Source organism: Kitasatospora sp. NPDC022785, assembly GCF_055561295.1.
This window is the reverse complement of record NZ_JBVHHB010000020.1, coordinates 126,792-146,238: the sequence shown is the minus strand read 5'-3', so window position 1 is coordinate 146,238 and position 19,447 is coordinate 126,792. Positions and strand designations below refer to the sequence as shown.

At 71.3% G+C, this 19,447-nt stretch carries 16 protein-coding genes; 6 read left to right on the top strand and 10 right to left on the bottom strand.

The window, feature by feature from the left end; genetic code table 11:
• Positions 1-21: 21 nt before the first annotated feature.
• The 4 genes from rapZ to uvrA form a co-directional block, all read right to left on the bottom strand.
• The gene (gene rapZ, locus ACZ3YO_RS27570; RefSeq protein WP_396320524.1) at positions 22-927 is read right to left on the bottom strand and encodes an RNase adapter RapZ; all 906 of its coding nucleotides are present in this window, start codon (positions 925-927) and stop codon (positions 22-24) included.
• Positions 928-1,051: 124 nt separating this feature from the next.
• Entirely contained in the window at positions 1,052-3,187 is a 2,136-nt protein-coding gene (gene uvrC, locus ACZ3YO_RS27565) for an excinuclease ABC subunit UvrC (protein ID WP_465574246.1), read from the bottom strand.
• A 66-nt stretch (positions 3,188-3,253) separates the two neighbouring features.
• Positions 3,254-3,709 carry a Rieske (2Fe-2S) protein gene (locus ACZ3YO_RS27560; RefSeq protein WP_465574243.1) on the bottom strand — a complete coding sequence of 152 codons (456 nt, stop codon included), beginning with the start codon at positions 3,707-3,709 and terminating at the stop codon, positions 3,254-3,256.
• Positions 3,710-3,835: 126 nt separating this feature from the next.
• Positions 3,836-6,736, bottom strand: a complete 2,901-nt coding sequence (uvrA, locus tag ACZ3YO_RS27555) for an excinuclease ABC subunit UvrA (protein ID WP_465574240.1) — start codon at positions 6,734-6,736, stop codon at positions 3,836-3,838.
• A gap of 274 nt (positions 6,737-7,010) precedes the next feature.
• Here uvrA and ACZ3YO_RS27550 point away from each other — a divergent pair, with 274 nt between their 5' ends.
• Both ACZ3YO_RS27550 and ACZ3YO_RS27545 read left to right on the top strand, forming a co-directional pair.
• A complete protein-coding gene (locus ACZ3YO_RS27550; protein WP_465574237.1) occupies positions 7,011-7,784 on the top strand; it encodes a maleylpyruvate isomerase family mycothiol-dependent enzyme in 774 nt (257 codons plus the stop codon).
• 78 nt (positions 7,785-7,862) lie between these two features.
• Entirely contained in the window at positions 7,863-8,516 is a 654-nt protein-coding gene (locus ACZ3YO_RS27545) for an MBL fold metallo-hydrolase (protein ID WP_465574235.1), read from the top strand.
• A 129-nt stretch (positions 8,517-8,645) separates the two neighbouring features.
• Here ACZ3YO_RS27545 and ACZ3YO_RS27540 read toward each other — a convergent pair whose 3' ends face one another.
• The 4 genes from ACZ3YO_RS27540 to zapE all read right to left on the bottom strand — a co-directional run bounded on the left by ACZ3YO_RS27540 (position 8,646) and on the right by zapE (position 13,961).
• On the bottom strand, positions 8,646-9,626 hold the full coding sequence (locus ACZ3YO_RS27540; protein ID WP_465574234.1) for a TerC family protein: 981 nt from the start codon (positions 9,624-9,626) through the stop codon (positions 8,646-8,648).
• A 267-nt stretch (positions 9,627-9,893) separates the two neighbouring features.
• The gene (locus ACZ3YO_RS27535) at positions 9,894-10,475 is read right to left on the bottom strand and encodes a TerD family protein (protein ID WP_465547491.1); all 582 of its coding nucleotides are present in this window, start codon (positions 10,473-10,475) and stop codon (positions 9,894-9,896) included.
• Positions 10,476-10,730: 255 nt separating this feature from the next.
• On the bottom strand, positions 10,731-12,824 hold the full coding sequence (uvrB, locus tag ACZ3YO_RS27530; protein WP_465547490.1) for an excinuclease ABC subunit UvrB: 2,094 nt from the start codon (positions 12,822-12,824) through the stop codon (positions 10,731-10,733).
• Positions 12,825-12,860: 36 nt separating this feature from the next.
• Positions 12,861-13,961 carry a cell division protein ZapE gene (gene zapE, locus ACZ3YO_RS27525; protein WP_396320534.1) on the bottom strand — a complete coding sequence of 367 codons (1,101 nt, stop codon included), beginning with the start codon at positions 13,959-13,961 and terminating at the stop codon, positions 12,861-12,863.
• Positions 13,962-14,036: 75 nt separating this feature from the next.
• Here zapE and ACZ3YO_RS27520 point away from each other — a divergent pair, with 75 nt between their 5' ends.
• From ACZ3YO_RS27520 to msrB, 4 genes are all read left to right on the top strand, one after another.
• Positions 14,037-14,822, top strand: coding sequence for a dihydrofolate reductase family protein (locus ACZ3YO_RS27520; protein ID WP_396320535.1), 786 nt, complete (start codon positions 14,037-14,039; stop codon positions 14,820-14,822).
• A 143-nt stretch (positions 14,823-14,965) separates the two neighbouring features.
• Positions 14,966-15,427 carry an indole-3-glycerol phosphate synthase gene (locus ACZ3YO_RS27515; protein ID WP_396320536.1) on the top strand — a complete coding sequence of 154 codons (462 nt, stop codon included), beginning with the start codon at positions 14,966-14,968 and terminating at the stop codon, positions 15,425-15,427.
• 165 nt (positions 15,428-15,592) lie between these two features.
• Complete coding sequence (murC, locus tag ACZ3YO_RS27510; protein ID WP_465547538.1) at positions 15,593-16,981, top strand: UDP-N-acetylmuramate--L-alanine ligase; 1,389 nt, start codon at positions 15,593-15,595, stop codon at positions 16,979-16,981.
• 27 nt (positions 16,982-17,008) lie between these two features.
• Positions 17,009-17,419 (top strand): peptide-methionine (R)-S-oxide reductase MsrB, encoded by a 411-nt coding sequence (gene msrB / locus ACZ3YO_RS27505; RefSeq protein WP_465547488.1) that lies wholly within the window; start codon positions 17,009-17,011, stop codon positions 17,417-17,419.
• Positions 17,420-17,467: 48 nt separating this feature from the next.
• Here msrB and ACZ3YO_RS27500 read toward each other — a convergent pair whose 3' ends face one another.
• Positions 17,468-18,853 carry a cytochrome P450 gene (locus tag ACZ3YO_RS27500; RefSeq protein WP_465574230.1) on the bottom strand — a complete coding sequence of 462 codons (1,386 nt, stop codon included), beginning with the start codon at positions 18,851-18,853 and terminating at the stop codon, positions 17,468-17,470.
• Complete coding sequence (locus ACZ3YO_RS27495; RefSeq protein ID WP_465547536.1) at positions 18,850-19,410, bottom strand: GTP-binding protein; 561 nt, start codon at positions 19,408-19,410, stop codon at positions 18,850-18,852. The genes ACZ3YO_RS27500 and ACZ3YO_RS27495 overlap by 4 nt, the downstream gene beginning before the upstream one ends.
• Between the last annotated feature and the right edge of the window lie 37 nt (positions 19,411-19,447).

Sequence of the window (19,447 nt, the reverse complement as noted above, 5' to 3'; positions counted from 1 at the left end):
GGCCCGGCAGGGGCGAGGCGGCTACTCCCGTCCCATGTCACGGTGGACGAGCACGGTTTCCACTCCGTCCGCGATGAGACGCTTCGTCAGGCGCTCGGACATCGCGACGCTGCGGTGCTTGCCACCGGTGCAGCCTACGGCAAGCGTCATGTAGCGCTTCCCCTCGCGGCGGTACCCCTCGGTCACGATCCGCAGCAGCTCGGTGTAGCCGTTGAGGAACTCGTTGGCGCCGGGCTGCTGGAACACGTAGTCGGCGACGTCGGCGTCGGTGCCGGTGCGGGCGCGCAACTCGGGGACCCAGTGCGGGTTGGGCAGGAAGCGACAGTCCACCACGAGGTCGGCGTCGACCGGCAGACCGTACTTGAAGCCGAAGGACATCACGGTGGCGCGCAGCTCGGGCTCGTCGTGGTCGGCGAACTGGGCGTCGAGCTTGGCGCGCAGCTGGTGCACGTTGAGGTTGGAGGTGTCGATCACCAGGTCGGCCTCGCCCCGCAGCTCGCGCAGCAGGTCGCGCTCCTGGGCGATGCCGTCGACGATCCGGCCGTCGGCCTGGAGCGGGTGCGGGCGGCGGACGCTCTCGAAGCGGCGGACCAGGGCGTCGTCGGAGGAGTCCAGGAAGACGACGCGCAGCCGGACGCCGCGCTTCTCCAGCTCGTCCAGCGAGGTGAGCAGGTCGTCGAAGAACTGCCGGCCGCGGACGTCCACCACGGCACCGATCCGCGCCACGTTGCCCTGGGAGCGGGCGCCGAGGTCGACCATGGTCGGGATGAGGGCCGGCGGCAGGTTGTCCACCACGAACCAGCCGAGGTCCTCCAGGCACTTGGCCGCGGTGGAGCGGCCTGCTCCGGACATGCCGGAGATGATCACCAGTTCCGGGGCGTTCTCTCCCCCAGCCTCCGGCCGGGTGGTACCCCCATGGTCGGACATGGTCACTTCGGTTCCCCGCTCTCGATGGTTCTGCTGAGGAGAACGCGCGTCGCGCGGGCACGCTTCCCCGGCTCACTCGGGCGAGTGAGAGCGGGGCGCGCCGGCTGACGGGCGGCGTCGGCCGTCATGGCGTCTCCTGGGACGGTGCGGTCTGGGGCGCTGCGGCGGCCGCTGGGCCGGCCGCGTCGGCGCTGTCATCGATGATCTCGCCGGTGGCGGTGTTCACAGCCGGTGCCGCGGGTGTACGGGACGCCAACGCTGCCGCAACAGTCTCCGCCGTCCGGCGTCCGATGCCGGGGACGGCGCAGAGTTCGTCGACGGTGGCCGCACGGAGCTTCTTCAGCGAGCCGAAGTGCTTGAGCAGCGCCTGGCGGCGAGTCTCGCCGAGGCCGGGGACGGAGTCCAGCTCCCCGGCGGTGAGTCGTTTGGAACGCTTGTTGCGCTGGTAGGTGATGGCGAAGCGGTGCGCCTCGTCGCGGACCCGCTGGAGCAGGTAGAGGCCCTCGCTGCTGCGCGGCAGGACCACCGGGTCGTCCTCACCGGGCAGCCAGACCTCCTCCAGACGCTTGGCCAGGCCGCAGAGCGCGACGTCGTCGATGCCCAGCTCGTCCAGGGCACGCCTGGCGGCCGCGACCTGCGGCTGGCCGCCGTCGACGACCAACAGCTGTGGCGGGTAGGCGAAGCGGCGGGGGCGGCCCGTGTCCGGGTCGATCGGCCCGGCGGGGATCTCGGAGCCGCCCTCGGCGGGGGTCTCCGGGGCGCCGTCGGCGGGGGTCTCCGGGGTGCCGTCGGCGGCGGGCGCGGCGCCCGGGTCGTCGGCCTCGGGGACGGCCCACTCCCCCGTCTCCTCGCGCTCCTGGAGGTAGCGGCGGAACCGCCGGCTGATCACCTCGTGCATCGAGCGGACGTCGTCCTGGCCCTCGAAACCCTTGATCTGGAAGCGACGGTACTCGCTCTTGCGGGCCAGGCCGTCCTCGAAGACCACCATCGAGGCGACCACGTCCTCGCCCTGGAGGTGCGAGATGTCGAAGCACTCGATGCGCAGCGGCACGGAGTCCAGCTCCAGCGCGTCGGCGATCTCCTGGAGGGCGCGGCTGCGGGTGGTGAGGTCGGAGGCGCGCTTGGTCTTGTGCAGCGCCAGCGCCTGCTGGGCGTTGCGCTGCACGGTGGCCATCAGGTCCTTCTTGTCGCCGCGCTGCGGGATGCGAAGGTCCACCTGGGCGCCGCGCAGGCTGCTCAGCCACTCCTTCACCGGCTCGGCCGGCTCGGGCAGCGCGGGCACCAGCACCTCGCGCGGGACGGACTCGTTCCGCTCGTCCCCCCTGGTGCTGCCGTAGAGCTGCTGGAGGGCGTGCTCGACCAGGCCCGCGGTGTCCACGTCCTCGACCTTGTCGGTGACCCAGCCGCGCTGGCCGCGGACCCTGCCGCCGCGGACGTGGAAGATCTGGACGGCGGCCTCCAGCTCGTCCTCGGCGAGGGCGAGCAGGTCGGCGTCGGTGGCGTCGGCGAGCACGATGGCGTTCTTCTCCATCGCGCGCTTGAGCGCCCCGATGTCGTCGCGCAGACGGGCCGCCTTCTCGTACTCCATCTCCGCGGCGGCCTCCTGCATCTGCTCTTCCAGCCGGCGCAGGTAGTTGCCGGTGCGGCCGGCCATGAAGTCGCAGAAGTCCTCGGCGAGCGCCCGGTGTTCGTCGGCCGAGACCTTGCCGACGCAGGGCGCGGCGCACTTGCCGATGTAGCCGAGCAGGCAGGGCCGGCCGACCTGGCGGGCGCGCTTGAAGACGCCGTTGGAGCAGGTGCGCACGGGGAAGACGCGCAGCAGCAGGTCGACCGTCTCGCGGATCGCCCAGGCGTGCCCGTACGGGCCGAAGTAGCGCACGCCCTTCTTGTGCGCCCCGCGCATCACCTGGACCCGCGGGTACTCCTCGTCGAGGGTGACCGCCAGCTCCGGATAGCTCTTGTCGTCGCGGTACTTGACGTTGAAGCGGGGGTCGAACTCCTTGATCCAGGAGTACTCCAGCTGGAGCGCCTCGACCTCGGTGGCGACCACCGTCCACTCCACCGAGGCCGCGGTGGTCACCATCGTCGCGGTACGCGGGTGCAGCCCGGCGAGGTCCTGGAAGTAGGACGACAGCCGGGGGCGCAGGCTCTTGGCCTTGCCCACGTAGATGACCCGGCCGTGGGCGTCGCGGAACTTGTAGACACCCGGCGAGGTCGGGATCGCGCCCGGCGCCGGGCGGTAGGTGGACGGGTCAGCCATGGGTCCACCGTACCGAGTCGGGCCGGGCCTGCGGAGGGGAGATCAACTGGGCGGAGATCAACTGCTTCAGCTCGGGGTCACCTTGAGGTTGCCGCCCTCGACCGCCACCGTGTACTGGGGCAGTGGGGTGGGGGCGGGGCCGTCCAGCACCGCGCCGTCGGTGATGCCGAACATGCTGCCGTGGCAGGGGCATTGGATCTTCTGGTTCTTGACCTGGTCGACGATGCAGCCGGCGTGGGTGCACTTGGCGCTGAACGCCTTGTACTGGCCCTCGGCCGGCTGGGTCACCACGATCTTCTGATCGCGGTAGACGGTGCCGCCGCCGACCGGCACGGCGGCGGCCGGGCCGACGTCCACCGGGGTCTTGGCGGAGGAGGAGCCGGACGAGCCGGAGGAGGACGAACAGCCGGAGACCGCCAGGGCTCCGCCGCCGGCGGCGAGGACGGCCGCGGCCCCGCAGAGCAGGGTGCGGCGGGAGGTGGCGGGGCTCTCGGCCTGCGGGCTCTCGGGGGCCTCGGACATGGGTTCGCTCCTGGTCTGGCGGCGGGCTCGGCTGCTGCGGTCGCCGGGAAGTCTATGCGGCCCTCACCGGCCGCCCCCTGGGGCGGGGGCGGCCGGTGAGGGCGTCGCGCGGTGCTGCTCCGGGGGCTACTTCTTCGCGGCGGCCCGTTTGCGCGGGGCCTTGACCGCGACCGGGGCGTCGGTGAACTCGCCCGGGAGGATGTCCCGCAGGAACTTGCCGGTGTGGCTCTCCGGGACGGCCGCGATCTGCTCCGGGGTGCCCTCGGCGACCACCATGCCGCCGCCGGAGCCGCCCTCGGGGCCCATGTCGACGATCCAGTCGGCGGTCTTGATCACATCGAGGTTGTGCTCGATGACGATCACCGTGTTGCCCTTCTCCACCAGGCCGGAGAGCACCTTGATCAGCTTGCTGATGTCCTCGAAGTGCAGACCGGTGGTGGGCTCGTCCAGCACGTAGACCGTCCGCCCGGTGGAGCGCTTCTGGAGCTCGGAGGCGAGTTTGACGCGCTGCGCCTCGCCGCCGGAGAGCGTCGGCGCGGACTGGCCGAGCCGGACGTAGCCGAGGCCGACGTCGTTGAGCGTCCTCAGGTGGCGGGCGATCGCCGGGACGGCCTCGAAGAAGTGCAGCGCCTCCTCGATCGGCATGTCCAGCACCTCGGCGATGGACTTGCCCTTGTAGTGGACCTCCAGCGTCTCCCGGTTGTACCGGGCGCCGTGGCAGACCTCGCACGGCACGTAGACGTCGGGCAGGAAGTTCATCTCGATCTTGATGGTGCCGTCACCGGAGCAGTTCTCGCAGCGGCCGCCCTTGACGTTGAACGAGAACCGGCCGGGCAGGTAGCCGCGGACCTTGGCCTCCTGCGTCTCCGCGAAGAGCCGCCGGACGTGGTCGAACACGCCGGTGTAGGTGGCCGGGTTGGAGCGCGGGGTGCGGCCGATCGGCGACTGGTCGACGTGCACCACCTTGTCCACCAGGTCGGTGCCGGTGATCCGGGTGTGCCTGCCCGGCACGCTGCGGGCGCCGTTCAGCTCCCGGGCGAGGTGGGTGTAGAGGATGTCGTTGACCAGCGTCGACTTGCCGGAGCCGGAGACGCCGGTGATCGCGGTGAAGGTGCCGAGCGGGAAGCCGACCGTGACGTCCTTGAGGTTGTGCTCGCGGGCGCCGTGGACGGTCAGCTGGCGCTTCTTGTCCCGGTCGCGGCGGGCGGCCGGGATCGGGATGGACCTCTTGCCGGAGAGGTACTGGCCGGTCAGCGACTCCTTGTTGCCGAGCAGCTGCTTCAGCGAACCGGAGTGCACCACCTTGCCGCCGTGCTCGCCGGCGCCGGGCCCGATGTCGACCACCCAGTCGGCCATCTTGATGGTGTCCTCGTCGTGCTCGACGACGATCAGGGTGTTGCCGATGTCCCGCAGCCGGACGAGGGTCTCGATCAGGCGGTGGTTGTCGCGCTGGTGCAGGCCGATGGAGGGCTCGTCCAGCACGTAGAGCACGCCGACCAGGCCGGAGCCGATCTGGGTGGCGAGCCGGATCCGCTGGGCCTCGCCGCCGGAGAGGGTGCCGGCCGCGCGGTTGAGCGAGAGGTAGTCCAGGCCGACGTCGACCAGGAAGCGCAGCCGCTCGTTGACCTCCTTGAGGACGCGCTCGGCGATCTGCTTGTCCCGGGCGTTGAGCTTCATCGCGCCGAGGAAGTCCGAGCAGTCGCTGATCGACATCGCCGAGACGTCCGCGATCGACCGGCCCTCGACGGTGACGGCGAGCACCACCGGCTTGAGCCGGGTGCCCTCGCACGTCGGGCAGGGCACCTCGCGCATGTAGCCCTCGAAGCGCTCGCGGCTGGAGTCGCTCTCCGCCTCGGTGTGGCGGCGCTGGATGAACGGGACGGCGCCCTCGAAGCCCGTGGTGTACGAGCGGTCCCGCCCGTAGCGGTTGCGGTAGCGCACCTCGACCTGGTGCTTGTGCCCGTACAGCAGCGCCTTCCTGGCACGCGCCGGCAGCCCGGCCCAGGGGATGTCGGTACGGAAGCCCAGCTCGCCGGCGAGGGCGTCGATCAGCCGCTGGAAGTACTCCTTGGTGTGGCCGCCGGACCACGGGTGGATGGCACCCTCGTCCAGCGACTTCTCGTCGTCGGGGACGACCAGCTCCGGGTCCACCTCCATCCGGTTGCCCAGGCCCGAGCAGTCCGGGCAGGCGCCGAATGGCGAGTTGAACGAGAACGAGCGCGGCTCCAGCTCCTCGAACGACACGTCGTCGTACGGGCAGTAGAGGTGCTCGGAGTACATCCGCTCGCGCTCCGGATCCCCCTCCGGGAGGTCGACGAAGTCGAGCACGACCATGCCGCCGCTCAGCCGCAGGGCCGTCTCCACCGAGTCGGTCAGGCGGCGCTTGGCGCTCTCCTTGACGGTGAGGCGGTCGATCACCACCTCGACGGTGTGCTTCTCCTGCTTCTTGAGCTTGGGCGGCTCGGCGAGCTGGATCGTCTCGCCGTCCACCCGGGCGCGGGCGTAGCCCTTGGACTGGAGGTCGGCGAAGAGGTCGACGAACTCGCCCTTGCGCTCGCGCACCACCGGGCTGAGCACCTGGAACCGGGTGCCCTCGGTGAGCTCCAGCACCTTGTCCACGATGGCCTGCGGGGACTGCTTGGCGATCGGGCGGCCGCAGTGCGGGCAGTGCGGCTTGCCGATCCGGGCGAACAGCAGGCGCAGGTAGTCGTAGACCTCGGTGATGGTGCCGACGGTCGAGCGCGGGTTGCGGTTGGTGGACTTCTGGTCGATCGAGACGGCCGGGGAGAGGCCCTCGATGAAGTCGACGTCGGGCTTGTCCATCTGCCCGAGGAACTGGCGGGCATAGGAGGACAGCGACTCGACGTACCGGCGCTGCCCCTCGGCGAAGATCGTGTCGAAGGCCAGCGAGGACTTGCCGGACCCGGAGAGGCCCGTGAAGACGATGAGGGAGTCGCGGGGCAGGTCGAGCGAGACGTTCTTGAGGTTGTGCTCGCGAGCACCGCGGACGATGAGGCGGTCGGCCACTGCTTCTGGCGCCTTTCTCCGGGGCGAGATGGCTGGTGAAAGTGATGCGTACTTCTTCCAGGATGCGGCAGCCAGCCTACTAGCTCACGCGTTCGATTATCGAGCTCGTCCAGCCGGGTCCACCCGAACGAGTGAAGCGCTCATGGGGCGCGGACCCCGGCAGTTCGAGAAAAGCCCTGCTCAGCCGTGGCATCGGCGATAGCGTCACCCTCGTCAACGAGCGAGGGCCTGCCCGGGCAACGCTCGCAGGACCGTCAACCGGAGGCCGTACCCGATGACCACCCCCGAGACCGCCACCGCCGCCGCCGCGCTCGCCCACGAGCGGCTGCGCCTGGTCGTCCAGAGCACCGGGCACCTGCTGCACGGCGTCTCCGGGCTGAAGCCGGAGGCCGTCGCCGAGCCCTCCGCCCTGCCCGGCTGGACCAGGGGCCACGTCCTGGCCCACGTCGCCCGCAACGCCGACTCCCTGGTCAACCTGCTGAACGGCGCCCGCACCGGCACCGACATCCCGCAGTACGCCAGCAACGAGGCCCGCGACCAGGACATCGAGGCCGGCGCGCCGCGCCCGCTGGACGTCCAGCTCGACGACCTGCGCGCCTCGGCCGAGCGGTTCGCCGCGGCGGCCGCTCTGCTGCCCGACGAGGCCTGGACGGCCACACTGCGGCACCGCAGCGGCTACACCTTCCCTGCGCACGACCTCCCCTGGAAGCGGCTGATGGAGGTCGAGTACCACCACGTCGACCTGGACGCCGGCTACACCCCCGCGCACTGGCCCGAGGTCTTCGCGGTGGCCGAGTTCCGCCGCCTGGCGGAGAAGCTGGCCGGCGCCGAGGGCCTGCCCGCGATCGAGCTGGTCGCCGACGACACCGAGGACCGGGCCGGGATCGGCTCCGGGGGCACCGCGGAGCTCACCGCCGAGGGCCCCGTGCGGGCGCTCACCGCCTGGCTCTCCGGCCGCTCCGACGGCGACGGCCTCCAGGTCCACCGGGGCGGCGTCCAGCTCGCCGACGGCCGCGCCGCGCTGCCCCCGCTTCCCCCGCTGGGCTGACGGCGGGACGATGCTGTCAGGGCAGGACTGCGAGGACTCGCCCCAAGGCGATCCATCCACGATTCGAGGAGCGGACGGATGACGTACCACGGAGCGGTCAAGGTCGGCGGACCGCCGGACGTGCGCGAGCTGGCCCATCTGATCATCACGAAGGTGGCCGTCGGGCCGTACGACAACAACGCCTACCTGCTGCGCTGCCGGGCCACCGACGAGCAGCTGCTGATCGACGCCGCCGCCGACGCGCCGGTGCTGCTGGAGACCGTCGGCGAGGACCTGGCCACCGTGGTCACCACGCACCGCCACCACGACCACTGGGGCGCGCTCGCCGAGGTGGTCGCGGCCACCGGCGCCCGCACCGCGGCCGGCGTGCACGACGCCGAGGGCATCGACGTCCCCACCGAGGTGCTGCTGGCGGACGGCGACACCCTGCGGGTCGGCCAGGTGGAGCTGACCGTCCGGCACCTGGTCGGCCACACGCCGGGCGCGATCGTGCTGGTCTACGACGACCCCCAGGGCCACCAGCACGTCTTCACCGGCGACTGCCTCTTCCCAGGCGGCGTGGGGAACACCTGGGGCGACGAGGCGGCCTTCGAGAGCCTCTTCCGGGACGTCAACGAGAAGATCTTCGACGTCCTGCCGGACGAGGCCTGGGTCTACCCCGGCCACGGCAACGACACCACCCTCGGCGCCGAGCGACCCCAGCTGCCCGCCTGGCGCAAGCGCGGTTGGTAGGAGCCGCCCCGGCGGCCGGGAACGACGGCGGGCCCGCGACCACTGTCCGGTCGCGGGCCCGCCGTGCTATGCGTGAGGCGTCACGCGTCACGCGTCACGCGTCAGGCGTCAGGCGTCAGGCGTCAGGCGTCAGGCGTCGATCTTCTCCGACTCCACCGCTTCCCGCTCCTGCTTCTTCGAGGCCATCAGGCTGGTCACGGTGGTGATGGCGAGCACCACCACGATGAAGCCCAGCGAGAACGGGATGCCGATCTCGGGGACGTGCACACCCTGCTCGTGCAGCGCGTGCAGCACCAGCTTCACGCCGATGAAGCCGAGGATCACCGACAGGCCGTACGAGAGGTGGACCAGCTTCTTCAGCAGGCCGCCGATCAGGAAGTACAGCTGGCGCAGGCCCATCAGGGCGAAGGCGTTGGCGGTGAACACGATGTACGGGTCCTGGGTGAGGCCGAAGATCGCGGGGATCGAGTCCAGTGCGAACAGCACGTCCGTGGTGCCGATGGCCAGCATCACGATCAGCATCGGCGTCATCAGCCGACGGCCGTTCTCCCGGATGAAGAGCTTGGTGCCGTGGTACTTGTCGGCGGACGGGAAGCGCCGCTCGATCGACTTGAGCAGGCGGTTCTCCTCGAACTCGTCGTCCTCCTCCTCGGCCCGGGCCTCCTTGATGAGCTTCCAGGCGGTCCACACCAGGAAGCCGCCGAAGATGAAGAACACCCAGGAGAACTGCGCCACGAGCGCCGCGCCGCCGGCGATGAACACCGCGCGCAGCACCAGCGCGATGATCACACCGAACATCAGCACGCGCTGCTGGTAGATCCTCGGCACCGCGAACTTGCCCATGATCAGAATGAACACGAACAGGTTGTCGACACTGAGCGACTTCTCGGTGATGTACCCGGCGAAGAACTCACCGGCCGGCTGCGAACCGGAGTGCCACCAGAGGAACCCGCCGAAGACCGCGGCCAGCACGATCCAGACCGTGGTCCAGATTCCGGCCTCCTTGACCGACACCTCGTGCGGCTTGCGCCCGCCGATGAAGAAGTCGGCCACGATCAGCGCCACCAGCACACCGATCGTGCCGACCCACATGCTTACGGAAACGTCCACTACTGCTCCTCCGGCAGGTAGGCGAGACAGTCATCGTCACTGCCGGAGGTCTCTTCCGCCCGTCGGACCCGCTGGGGCGCGTCCGCGGACCAGTGCCCCGGGGTGCCGCTTCGAGGGCACCCGTGATGACGGGACGACTGCGAGGGAATACTCCCCTCCGCTGCCATCGAGAGTAACAGGAAGTCCAAAGAAAGGTAAAGAAGGTAAAGAACCGCCCCGTGCGCCCCCTCCGGGGGTGCTTTCCGGCCTTGCTGCGGGAGCGGCTCGCTACAGGAACGGCTCGATCGCCGGGAGCAGGTCCTGGAAGGTCCGGCCCCGGGCGGGCGCGCCGATCGCCTCCATGCCCCAGCCGCCGGAGGCCTCGCGGAACACCTTGGCCATGATCTGCCCGGTGTGCGGGCCGCCGCCGGCCAGCTCGTACCGGGCCAGCTCCAGCCCGGTGGACTCGTCCACCAGCCGGCAGTACGCGTTCTGCACCTCGGCGAAGGTCTGCCCGGTGTACGAGCTGACGGTGAACACCACCTGGGTGATGTGCGCCGGCACGTGCACCAGGTCGACCAGGATCGACTCGTCGTCCTCGCCCGCTCCGCTGCCGCCGACCAGGTTGTCGCCGGTGTGCCGGACGGATCCGTCGTTGCTCTCCAGGTGCTGGAAGAAGACCACGTCGGACGGGGTCTGCTCGGCGTACAGCAGCGCCGAGGCGTCCAGGTCGATCTGCCGGGTGCGGCTGCCGAAGAGACCGCGCCTGGGCGCCGCCTTCCACCCCAGCCCCATCCGGACGACGGTCAGCGACTCGCCCGAACCCTTCTGCAGGCTGACCTGCTGCCCCTTGGCAAGGTTCACCGACACGGCGTTGTCCTCTCTGCCCAGCCGCGCGGTCGGTCCCCGCGCCGGCTCCACGGTGGAACACCCCGTTGCCGTCCCCCGGCTGAGGCCCCCTGATGCGACCGCCCCGTCCCGGGGGCGGCACCGCAGGCCAGCCTAGGGCCTGCGGTGGGACGCACCGGCCAGCGCCTACCCGTTTGTGGCGAGCCTGAGACACCGCGGGGCTTGACCGGCGCCAGAACCGGCCAGGCCCGGCGTGGGCCCGCACTCCCGGGGAAATCAGGCGATGCCCGCCTCCCGCATCTGCCGCAGCTCCTTCTTCAGCTCCTTGACCTCGTCACGCAGCCTGGCCGCGACCTCGAACTGGAGGTCCGTCGCGGCCGCGTGCATCCGGTCCGTCATCGACTGGATCAGCTCGGCCAGCTCGGCTGCCGGCAGGGACTTGGCCGGCTTGCGGTCCGCGCCCAGCGCCGGCACCGGGGCCTTGCCCTTGGACGCCGCACCGCGGTACCCGGAGGAGAGCAGCTCGTCCGTGTCCACGTCCTCGCGGGCGAGGGTGTCCAGGATGTCGCCGATCTTCTTGCGCAGCGGCTGCGGGTCGATGCCGTGCTTCTTGTTGTAGGCCTGCTGGACGACCCGGCGCCGGTTGGTCTCCTCGATCGCCTTCTCCATCGAGGGGGTGATCCGGTCCGCGTACATGTGGACCTGGCCGGAGACGTTACGGGCGGCGCGGCCGATGGTCTGGATCAGCGAGGTGCCGGAGCGCAGGAAGCCCTCCTTGTCGGCGTCCAGGATCGCCACCAGGGAGACCTCGGGAAGGTCGAGGCCCTCGCGGAGCAGGTTGATGCCGACCAGCACGTCGTACCGGCCGGCCCGCAGCTCGCGCAGCAGCTCGACGCGGCGCAGCGTGTCGACGTCGCTGTGCAGGTACCGGACCCGGATGTCCAGGCCGAGCATGTAGTCGGTGAGGTCCTCGGCCATCTTCTTGGTGAGGGTGGTGACCAGGACGCGCTCGTCCCTCTCCACCCGCTTGCGGACCTCGTGCACCAAGTCGTCGATCTGGCCCTCGGTCGGCTTGACGATCACCTCGGGGTCGATCAGGCCGGTCGGGCGGATGATCTGCTCGACCTGGCCGTCACCGCGCGACAGCTCGTACGGGCCGGGGGTGGCCGAGAGGTAGACGGTCTGGTCGGTCCGCTCCAGGAACTCCTCCCACTTCAGCGGGCGGTTGTCCATCGCGGAGGGCAGCCGGAAGCCGTGCTCGACGAGGGTGCGCTTGCGCGAGGCGTCGCCCTCGTACATCGCGCCGATCTGCGGGACGGTGACGTGCGACTCGTCGATGACCAGGAGGAAGTCCTCCGGGAAGTAGTCGAGCAGGGTGTTCGGCGGGGAGCCCGGCTCGCGGCCGTCGAAGTGCATCGAGTAGTTCTCCACGCCGGAGCAGGTGCCGATCTGGCGGAGCATCTCGATGTCGTAGGTGGTGCGCATGCGCAGCCGCTGGGCCTCCAGCAGCTTGCCCTGCTTCTCCAGCCGGGCGAGCGTCTGCTCCAGCTCCTGCTCGATGCCGTTGACGGCGCGCTCCATCCGCTCCGGGCCGGCCACGTAGTGCGAGGCGGGGAAGACGTGGACGGAGTCGTCCTGGCTGATGATCTCGCCGGTGAGCGGGTGCAGGGTGTAGAGCGCCTCGATCTCGTCGCCGAACATCTCGATCCGGACGGCCAGTTCCTCGTAGACCGGGAAGATCTCGATGGTGTCGCCGCGGACCCGGAAGGTGCCGCGGGTGAAGGCGAGGTCGTTGCGGGTGTACTGGATGTCGACGAACCGGCGGAGCAGGACGTCGCGGTCGATCTCCTCGCCGACCTTGAGCCGCACCATCCGGTCGACATACTCCTGCGGGGTGCCGAGGCCGTAGATGCAGGAGACGGAGGCGACCACCACCACGTCCCGGCGGGTGAGCAGCGAGTTGGTGGCCGAGTGGCGCAGCCGCTCGACCTCCTCGTTGATCGAGGAGTCCTTCTCGATGTAGGTGTCCGTCTGCGGGACGTACGCCTCGGGCTGGTAGTAGTCGTAGTACGAGACGAAGTACTCGACCGCGTTGTTCGGCAGCAACTCGCGGAACTCGTTGGCCAGCTGGGCCGCGAGCGTCTTGTTCGGCGCCATCACCAAGGTGGGGCGCTGGAGCTTCTCGATCATCCACGCCGTGGTGGCCGACTTGCCGGTACCGGTGGCGCCGAGCAGGACGACGTCCTTCTCGCCCGCGCGGATCCGGCGCTCCAGCTCGGCGATGGCCGCGGGCTGGTCGCCGTTGGGCTGGAAGGGACTGACGACCTCGAAGGGCGTCTCTGACCGCTCAATACTCGTGATGGGTCGCACGTGTCCACCGTACGACCCCTCACTGACAGCCGGCGCCTACTCCGCGCGGTCCCCGGCGCCGGCCTTGGCGCTGTCCCGGGCCAGGGCGACCAGGCGGGAGACGGCCCGCAGGTACTTCTTGCGGTAGCCGCCGCGCAGCATCTCCTCCGGGAAGACCTGGTCGAAGGGGATGCCGGAGGCCGTGATCGGCAGCTCGCGGTCGTACATCCGGTCGGCGAGGACGACCAGGCGCAGCGCGGTGGACTGGTCGTCGACCTGCCGCACCCCGCGCAGGCAGACGGCCCGCACGTCGTCCAGCAGCGCGCCGTAGCGGCTGGGGTGGACGGCGGAGAGGTGGGCCAGCAGCGCGTCGAAGTCGTCCAGCGAGGCGCCCGGGGTACGGGCGGCGACGGCGTCCACGTGGGCGTCGGCGTACGGCGGCGGGGCGTCCGGGAGGCCGCGGTGGCGGTAGTCCTGGCCGTCGATCCGCATCGGGCGGAAGTGGGCGGACAGGCCCTGGATCTCGCGCAGGAAGTCGGCGGCGGCGAACCGGCCCTCGCCGAGCTTCTCCGGCAGGGTGTTGGAGGTGGCGCAGAGCTTGACGCCGTTCTCGACCAGGCGGCCGAGCAGGGTGGAGACCAGAACGGTGTCGCCCGGGTCGTCCAGCTCGAACTCGTCGATGCAGAGCAGCTTGTGCCCGGAGAGGGTCTGCACGGCCTGCTGGAAGCCGAGCGCGCCGACCAGGTTGGTCAGCTCGACGAAGGTGCCGAAGGCCTTGGGGCCGGGCGCGGCGTGCCAGAGCGAGGCGAGCAGGTGGGTCTTGCCGACGCCGTAGCCGCCGTCCAGGTAGACGCCGGCCGGGCCGGTGGGCGCGGGGGCGCTGCGGCGGAACCAGCTGCGCCGGGGGGCGGAGCCGTTGCCGCTGTTGAGCGTGCCGGCGAACTGCTCCAGCACCTGCACGGCCTCGTACTGGCTGGGCTGGGTCTGGTCCGGGATGTACGTCCCGAAGCTCACGTCGGAGAAGCGCGGCGGGGGGACCATCTCGGCGACCAGGCGCTCGGCGGGAACGACGGGGCGCCGGTCGGTGAGCGCGACGGGAGCGGTGGCTATCGACCCGGTCACGGTCGCGGCGTCGGGGTGTGGGGCTGCTGCGGGCACGTTAGTAGAGGGTACGCCTGGTCCTGCACGGCTCAGGGCGGGGCCGTCGGTGGAGCCCGGTGGAAGACTGGCGGTATGCATCAGTTGATCAGCCCGCTGGCCCAGCCGTTCGCCGATCCGGCCTCGCTGGAGTCGCTCGCCGCCGTCTACGCGTACCCCGACCAGGTGAATCACGGCCGCCCGTGGCTGCGCGCCAACATGGTGGCCGGCCTGGACGGCGGGGCCGGGCTGGACGGGCTCTCTGAGGGGCTCTCCGGGGACGCCGACAAGCGGATCTTCGGGGTGCTGCGGGCGCTGTCGGACGTGGTGCTGGTGGGCGCCGAGACGGTCCGCGCCGAGGGCTACCGCCCGGGCCGGGCGCGGGCCGAGTTCGCCGCGGCGCGCCGGGCGGCCGGGCAGGCCCCGGCCCCGGCGATCGCGGTGGTCAGCCGCTCCCTGGGGCTGGACCTCGCGGCGCCGCTGTTCACCGAGCCGCTGGTGCGGACGGTGGTGATCACCACCGAGGACGCCCCGGCGGAGAGCCGGCGCGCGGTGGCCGAGGTGGCCGACGTGGTGGTGGCCGGCAAGGGCTCGGTGGACCTGCGGGCGGCGGTCGCGGCGCTCGCCGGGCGGGGCTGGACGCGGTTGCTGAGCGAGGGCGGCCCGCGGCTGCTGGGACAACTGGCGGCCCAGGGGCTGCTGGACGAGCTGTGCCTGTCGCTGGCTCCGTTGATCACGGCCGGCGACGCGCCGCGCATCATCCACGATGCGGAAATGCCTGACGTGCAGCGGATGCGACTGGTCTCATTGATCGAGCAGAAAGGATTCCTCTTCACCCGCTACCTGCGTCTTCACCCGCACTCGGCCTCGCCGACCCCGTGATCCCCGGAGCGTGATCCCGATCCCGTTCGGGAGCTTTCGTCCGCGTGGCCCGTGTGACGGGTGGGCAGCGTGCGGAAAGCTTCCGCCGGGCAGTATGGGATGCGATGCCGGGGCCCGGGGGCCGGCCACTGGAAGGGATTCACGTGTTCAAGACGGTACTGATGATCGAAAAGGCGCTCTCCGACGCCGATGTGGAGCTGGTCACCACGCTCCACAGCGACGAGAAGGTGTCCTTCGTCGTCCTGATGCAGCCGCGCGGCAAGCAGGACGAGCTGCTGCGGGCGCTGGACGACGTCGCGCTCGGCCACCTCGACAAGGTGGTGCGCGAGCACGACGAGTCCGGCGACGAGCCGACGGTGGCCGGCGAGTCGCTGGAGCACAGCCTGCGCCACCTGCGCCGGGCCGGGGCCGAGGCGGTCGGCGAGCTGGTCGAGGAGAAGCCGCTGGACCGGCTGCGCACGGTGGTCGAGGAGCACCGGGCCGACGAGGTGGTGGTGCTCACCTCGCCGCACTTCGTGGAGGAGTTCTTCCACCGCGACTGGGCCTCCCAGGCCCGGCACAAGGTGGGTGTCCCGGTGCTGCGACTGTTCGCCAGCGACTCCTGAGCCTCCCTGCCTGCCCGCCCTCGGGCACGAGGAGGCCGCCACCGGTGGTGCAGAATCGTCCTTGCGGCCCGTCCGCGAGGACGATTCGCACGTCCGACCCCCGTTGTCCCCCTGTTCCTGCCCCCGCCCGTACGGAGCCCCGCCTTGAACGACGCCGCGCACGACCTGCACGCCCCGCACTTCATCGGCATCGGCGGCGCCGGGATGTCCGGCCTGGCGAAGATCCTCGCGGTCCGCGGCGCCGGTGTCTCCGGCAGCGACTCCAAGGAGTCCGAGACCGTCCTGGCGCTGCGCGCGCTCGGTGCCGTCGTGCACATCGGCCACGCCGCCGAGAACCTGCCCGAGGGCGTCAGCAGCGTCGTCGTCTCCAGCGCGATCCGCGCCGACAACCCGGAGCTGGCCGCCGCCCGCGAGCGTGGCATCCCCGTCGTCCACCGCTCCGACGCGCTGGCCGCGCTGATGGGCGGCCGCCGGGCGCTGGCCGTGGCCGGCACCCACGGCAAGACCACCACCACCAGCATGCTCGCCGTCGCCCTCGGCGAGCTGGGCCTCGACCCCTCGTACGCGATCGGCGGCGACCTCGACGCGCCCGGCTCCAACGCCCACCACGGCACCGGCGAGATCTTCGTCGCCGAGGCCGACGAGAGCGACCGCAGCTTCCACAAGTACGCGCCCGAGGTGGCGATCGTGCTCAACGTGGAGCTGGACCACCACGCCAACTACGCCTCGATCGACGAGATCTACGAGTCCTTCGAGACCTTCGTCGGCCGGATCACCCCCGGCGGCACCCTGGTCGTCTCCGCCGACCACTCCGGTGCGCGCGAGCTGACCTCCCGGGTGGCCGGCCGCGAGGGCCTGAACGTCGTCACCGTCGGCGCCGCCGAGGACGCCGACGTCCGCGTCCTGTCGGTGGTCGCCCGCGGCATGACCAGCGAGGTCACCGTCCTGCTGGACGGCGACGAGCTCGCCTTCACCGTCTCGGTGCCCGGCCGGCACTACGCCCACAACGCGGTCGCCGCGCTGGCCGCCGGCGTGGCGCTCGGCGTCCCGGCCGCCGACCTCGCCAAGGCGCTCGGCGCCTACACCGGCGTGCGGCGCCGGCTCCAGCTCAAGGGCGAGGCGGGCGGCGTCCAGGTGATCGACTCCTACGCCCACCACCCGACCGAGATGACCGCCGACCTGGAGGCGATCCGCGAGGGTCTGGAGGGCGCGGGCCGGGTGCTGGTGGTCTTCCAGCCGCACCTGTTCAGCCGCACCCAGCAGCTCGCCGAGGAGATGGGCCAGGCGCTCGCCCTGGCCGACGCCTCCGTCGTCCTCGACATCTACCCGGCCCGCGAGGACCCGATCCCCGGCGTCACCAGCGAGCTGATCATCGACGCGGCCAAGCGGGCCGGTGCCGACGTCACCGCCGAGCACGCCTTCGACGCCGCCCCCGCCCTGCTGGCCGGCCTGGCCCGCCCGGGCGACCTGCTGCTGACGATGGGCGCGGGGGACGTCACCAACCTCGGGCCGGAAATCCTCGGGCACCTCGCGAACGTTGCCACCAACGTCTGAGTCCACCGCCTCCGGGAGTGCGCTGTCATGAGCTACGAGATCGAGAAGACCGACGCCGAGTGGCGCGCCCAGCTCACGCCGGAGGAGTACCACGTCCTCCGCGAGGCGGGCACCGAGCGCCCCTTCACCGGTGAGTACACCGACACCAAGACGGTCGGCGTCTACAGCTGCCGGGCCTGCGGCACCGAGCTGTTCAGCTCGGAGACCAAGTTCGACAGCCACTGCGGCTGGCCGTCCTACTACGCGCCGCTCGCCGGGGACCGCGTCCAGTACATCGAGGACACCACGCTCGGCATGCGCCGCGTCGAGGTGCGGTGCGCGACGTGCGGCGGGCACCTCGGGCACGTCTTCGAGGGCGAGGGCTACGGGACGCCGACGGACCAGCGCTACTGCATCAACAGCATCTCGCTGACGCTGAAGCCGGCCGAGGAGGCCTGACCCGCGTGCCGGAGGCCCGGGAACCGGTTCGGTTCCCGGGCCTCCGCGCTACCCGGGGACAGGCTGGAAGCGGACCGGGAGGTGGACCAGGGCGCGGTGGAAGGGGCCCGGGCGCCAGAGCAGGTGCTCGGCCGGGGTGGCGAGTTCGAGGTCGCTGAGGCGGCTGGTCAGCTGCTCGATGGCGGTGATCGCGATCAGCAGCGCGGGGTCGCGGGCCGGGCAGGCGTGCGGGCCCGCGGACCAGGCCAGGTGGGCGGAGTGGCCGCTGCCCAGCTCGGTGCCGTCGATGGGCGGCGCGGCCTGGGAGTTGGCGGCCGCGTAGGAGACCAGTACCAGCGAACCGGCCGGGATCTCGCGGCCGTGGAAGGTGACGTCGTAGCGCGGGTAGTGGGCGGAGAGGTTGGCCAGCGGCGGCTCGTGCCAGAGCGCCTCGTCGATCGCCTGGTGCGCGGTCATCGCGCCGCCGAACAGCGAACCGGCGTAGCGGGCGTCGGTGAGCAGCCGCAGCAGGGCGTTGGCGATCAGGTTGGCGGTCGGCTCGTGCCCGGCGATCATCGTGAGGGTGATCTGCCGGACCACCTCGTCGTCGTCCAGCCCGGCCGGGTGGGTGAGGAACCACGAGGTCAGGTCGTGCCGGGGCCGCAGGCGACGGTCGGTGACCATCTCGGTGACCACCGAGACGAGGTGCAGGTAGGCGGCGACCGACTTCTCGGTGGACTCGATCATGTCCGCGATACCGGCCACCAGCCGGGCGCTGTGCTCCTCCGGCACGCCGTACCAGGTGTTGAAGACGGCCACCGGCAGCCGGCGCGCGTACTCGGAGATCAGGTCGGCCGAGCCGGTGGCCGCGAAGGCGTCGATCAGCTGGTGCGCGACCTCGGCGATGCGGCGCTGCAGCAGGTGCGGTTCGAGCAGGGCGAGCCCGTCGGTGATCACCTGGCGGTAGCGGGCGTGCTCGGCGCCGTCGGCGAAGAAGGCGGTGGGGCGGTAGCCGAGCATCGGCAGCAGCGGGGAGTCCGGCGGGACGGTCTGCTGCCAGGGCCGGGGGTCCTTGGAGAAGGTGTCGGTGTCGCGGAGCAGGTCCAGCGCGGCCTGGTAGTCGGTGACCAGCAGGGCCTCGACGCCGGGGGCGAGCTCCACCGGGGCGACGGGGCCGTAGCGGCGCAGCCGGTCGTAGACGAGCTGCGGGTCGGCGGCGAACGCCGGGCCGTGGATCGGGACGGGGCCGCTGTCGGCGGGCGCGGTTGCGGCGCGCACGGGGTCGGTGCCGGTGGCGCGTACGGCGGTGGCGGTGACAGTGGCGGCGCCGGTGACGGTGGTGTCGGCGCCTTTGTCGGTGCTGACGGTGGTGGCGGCGCCTTTGTCGGTGCTGCCGGTGGTGTCGGCGTCCGTGCCGGTGGTGTCGGTGCTGCTGGTGGTGTCGGTGCTGGTCACGGCTGCTCCGGGGCGGCGTCGGGTGCTGCGGGCAGGCCGTGCAGGACGTGCTCGGCCAGCGCGATCAGCGCGTCCAGGCTGGCGCCGCGGTCGCGGGCGTCGCAGAGCACCAGCGGGGTTTCGGCGTGCAGGTCGAGGTGGGCCCGGAGCACCTCGACGGGGTGTGCGGGCGCGTCGGGGAAGCGGTTGACGGCGACCGCGTACGGCAGGCCCTGCTCCTCGACCATGTCCATGATCTCGAAGGAGTCGGCCAGCCGGCGGGTGTCGGCCAGGACGAGGGCGCCGACGGCGCCGCGGGCGATGTCCTGCCAGAGCGGGAAGAATCGGCGCTGGCCGGGGGTGCCGAACATGTAGAGCACCACCTGGCCGGGCAGGGTGAGGCGGCCGAAGTCCACCGCCACCGTGGTGGTGGCCTTGCCGGGCGGCAGCGCGGTGCTGTCGACGGGGGCCCCGGTCTCGGTCATCGCCTCCTCCGTGTGGAGGGTCGGGATCTCCGAGAGGGTGCGGATGAGCGTCGTCTTGCCGACGCCGAACGGGCCGGCGACGACCAGCTTCATCAGCGTCTGGTCCCGGTCGGGCAGGTAGCCCACGCGG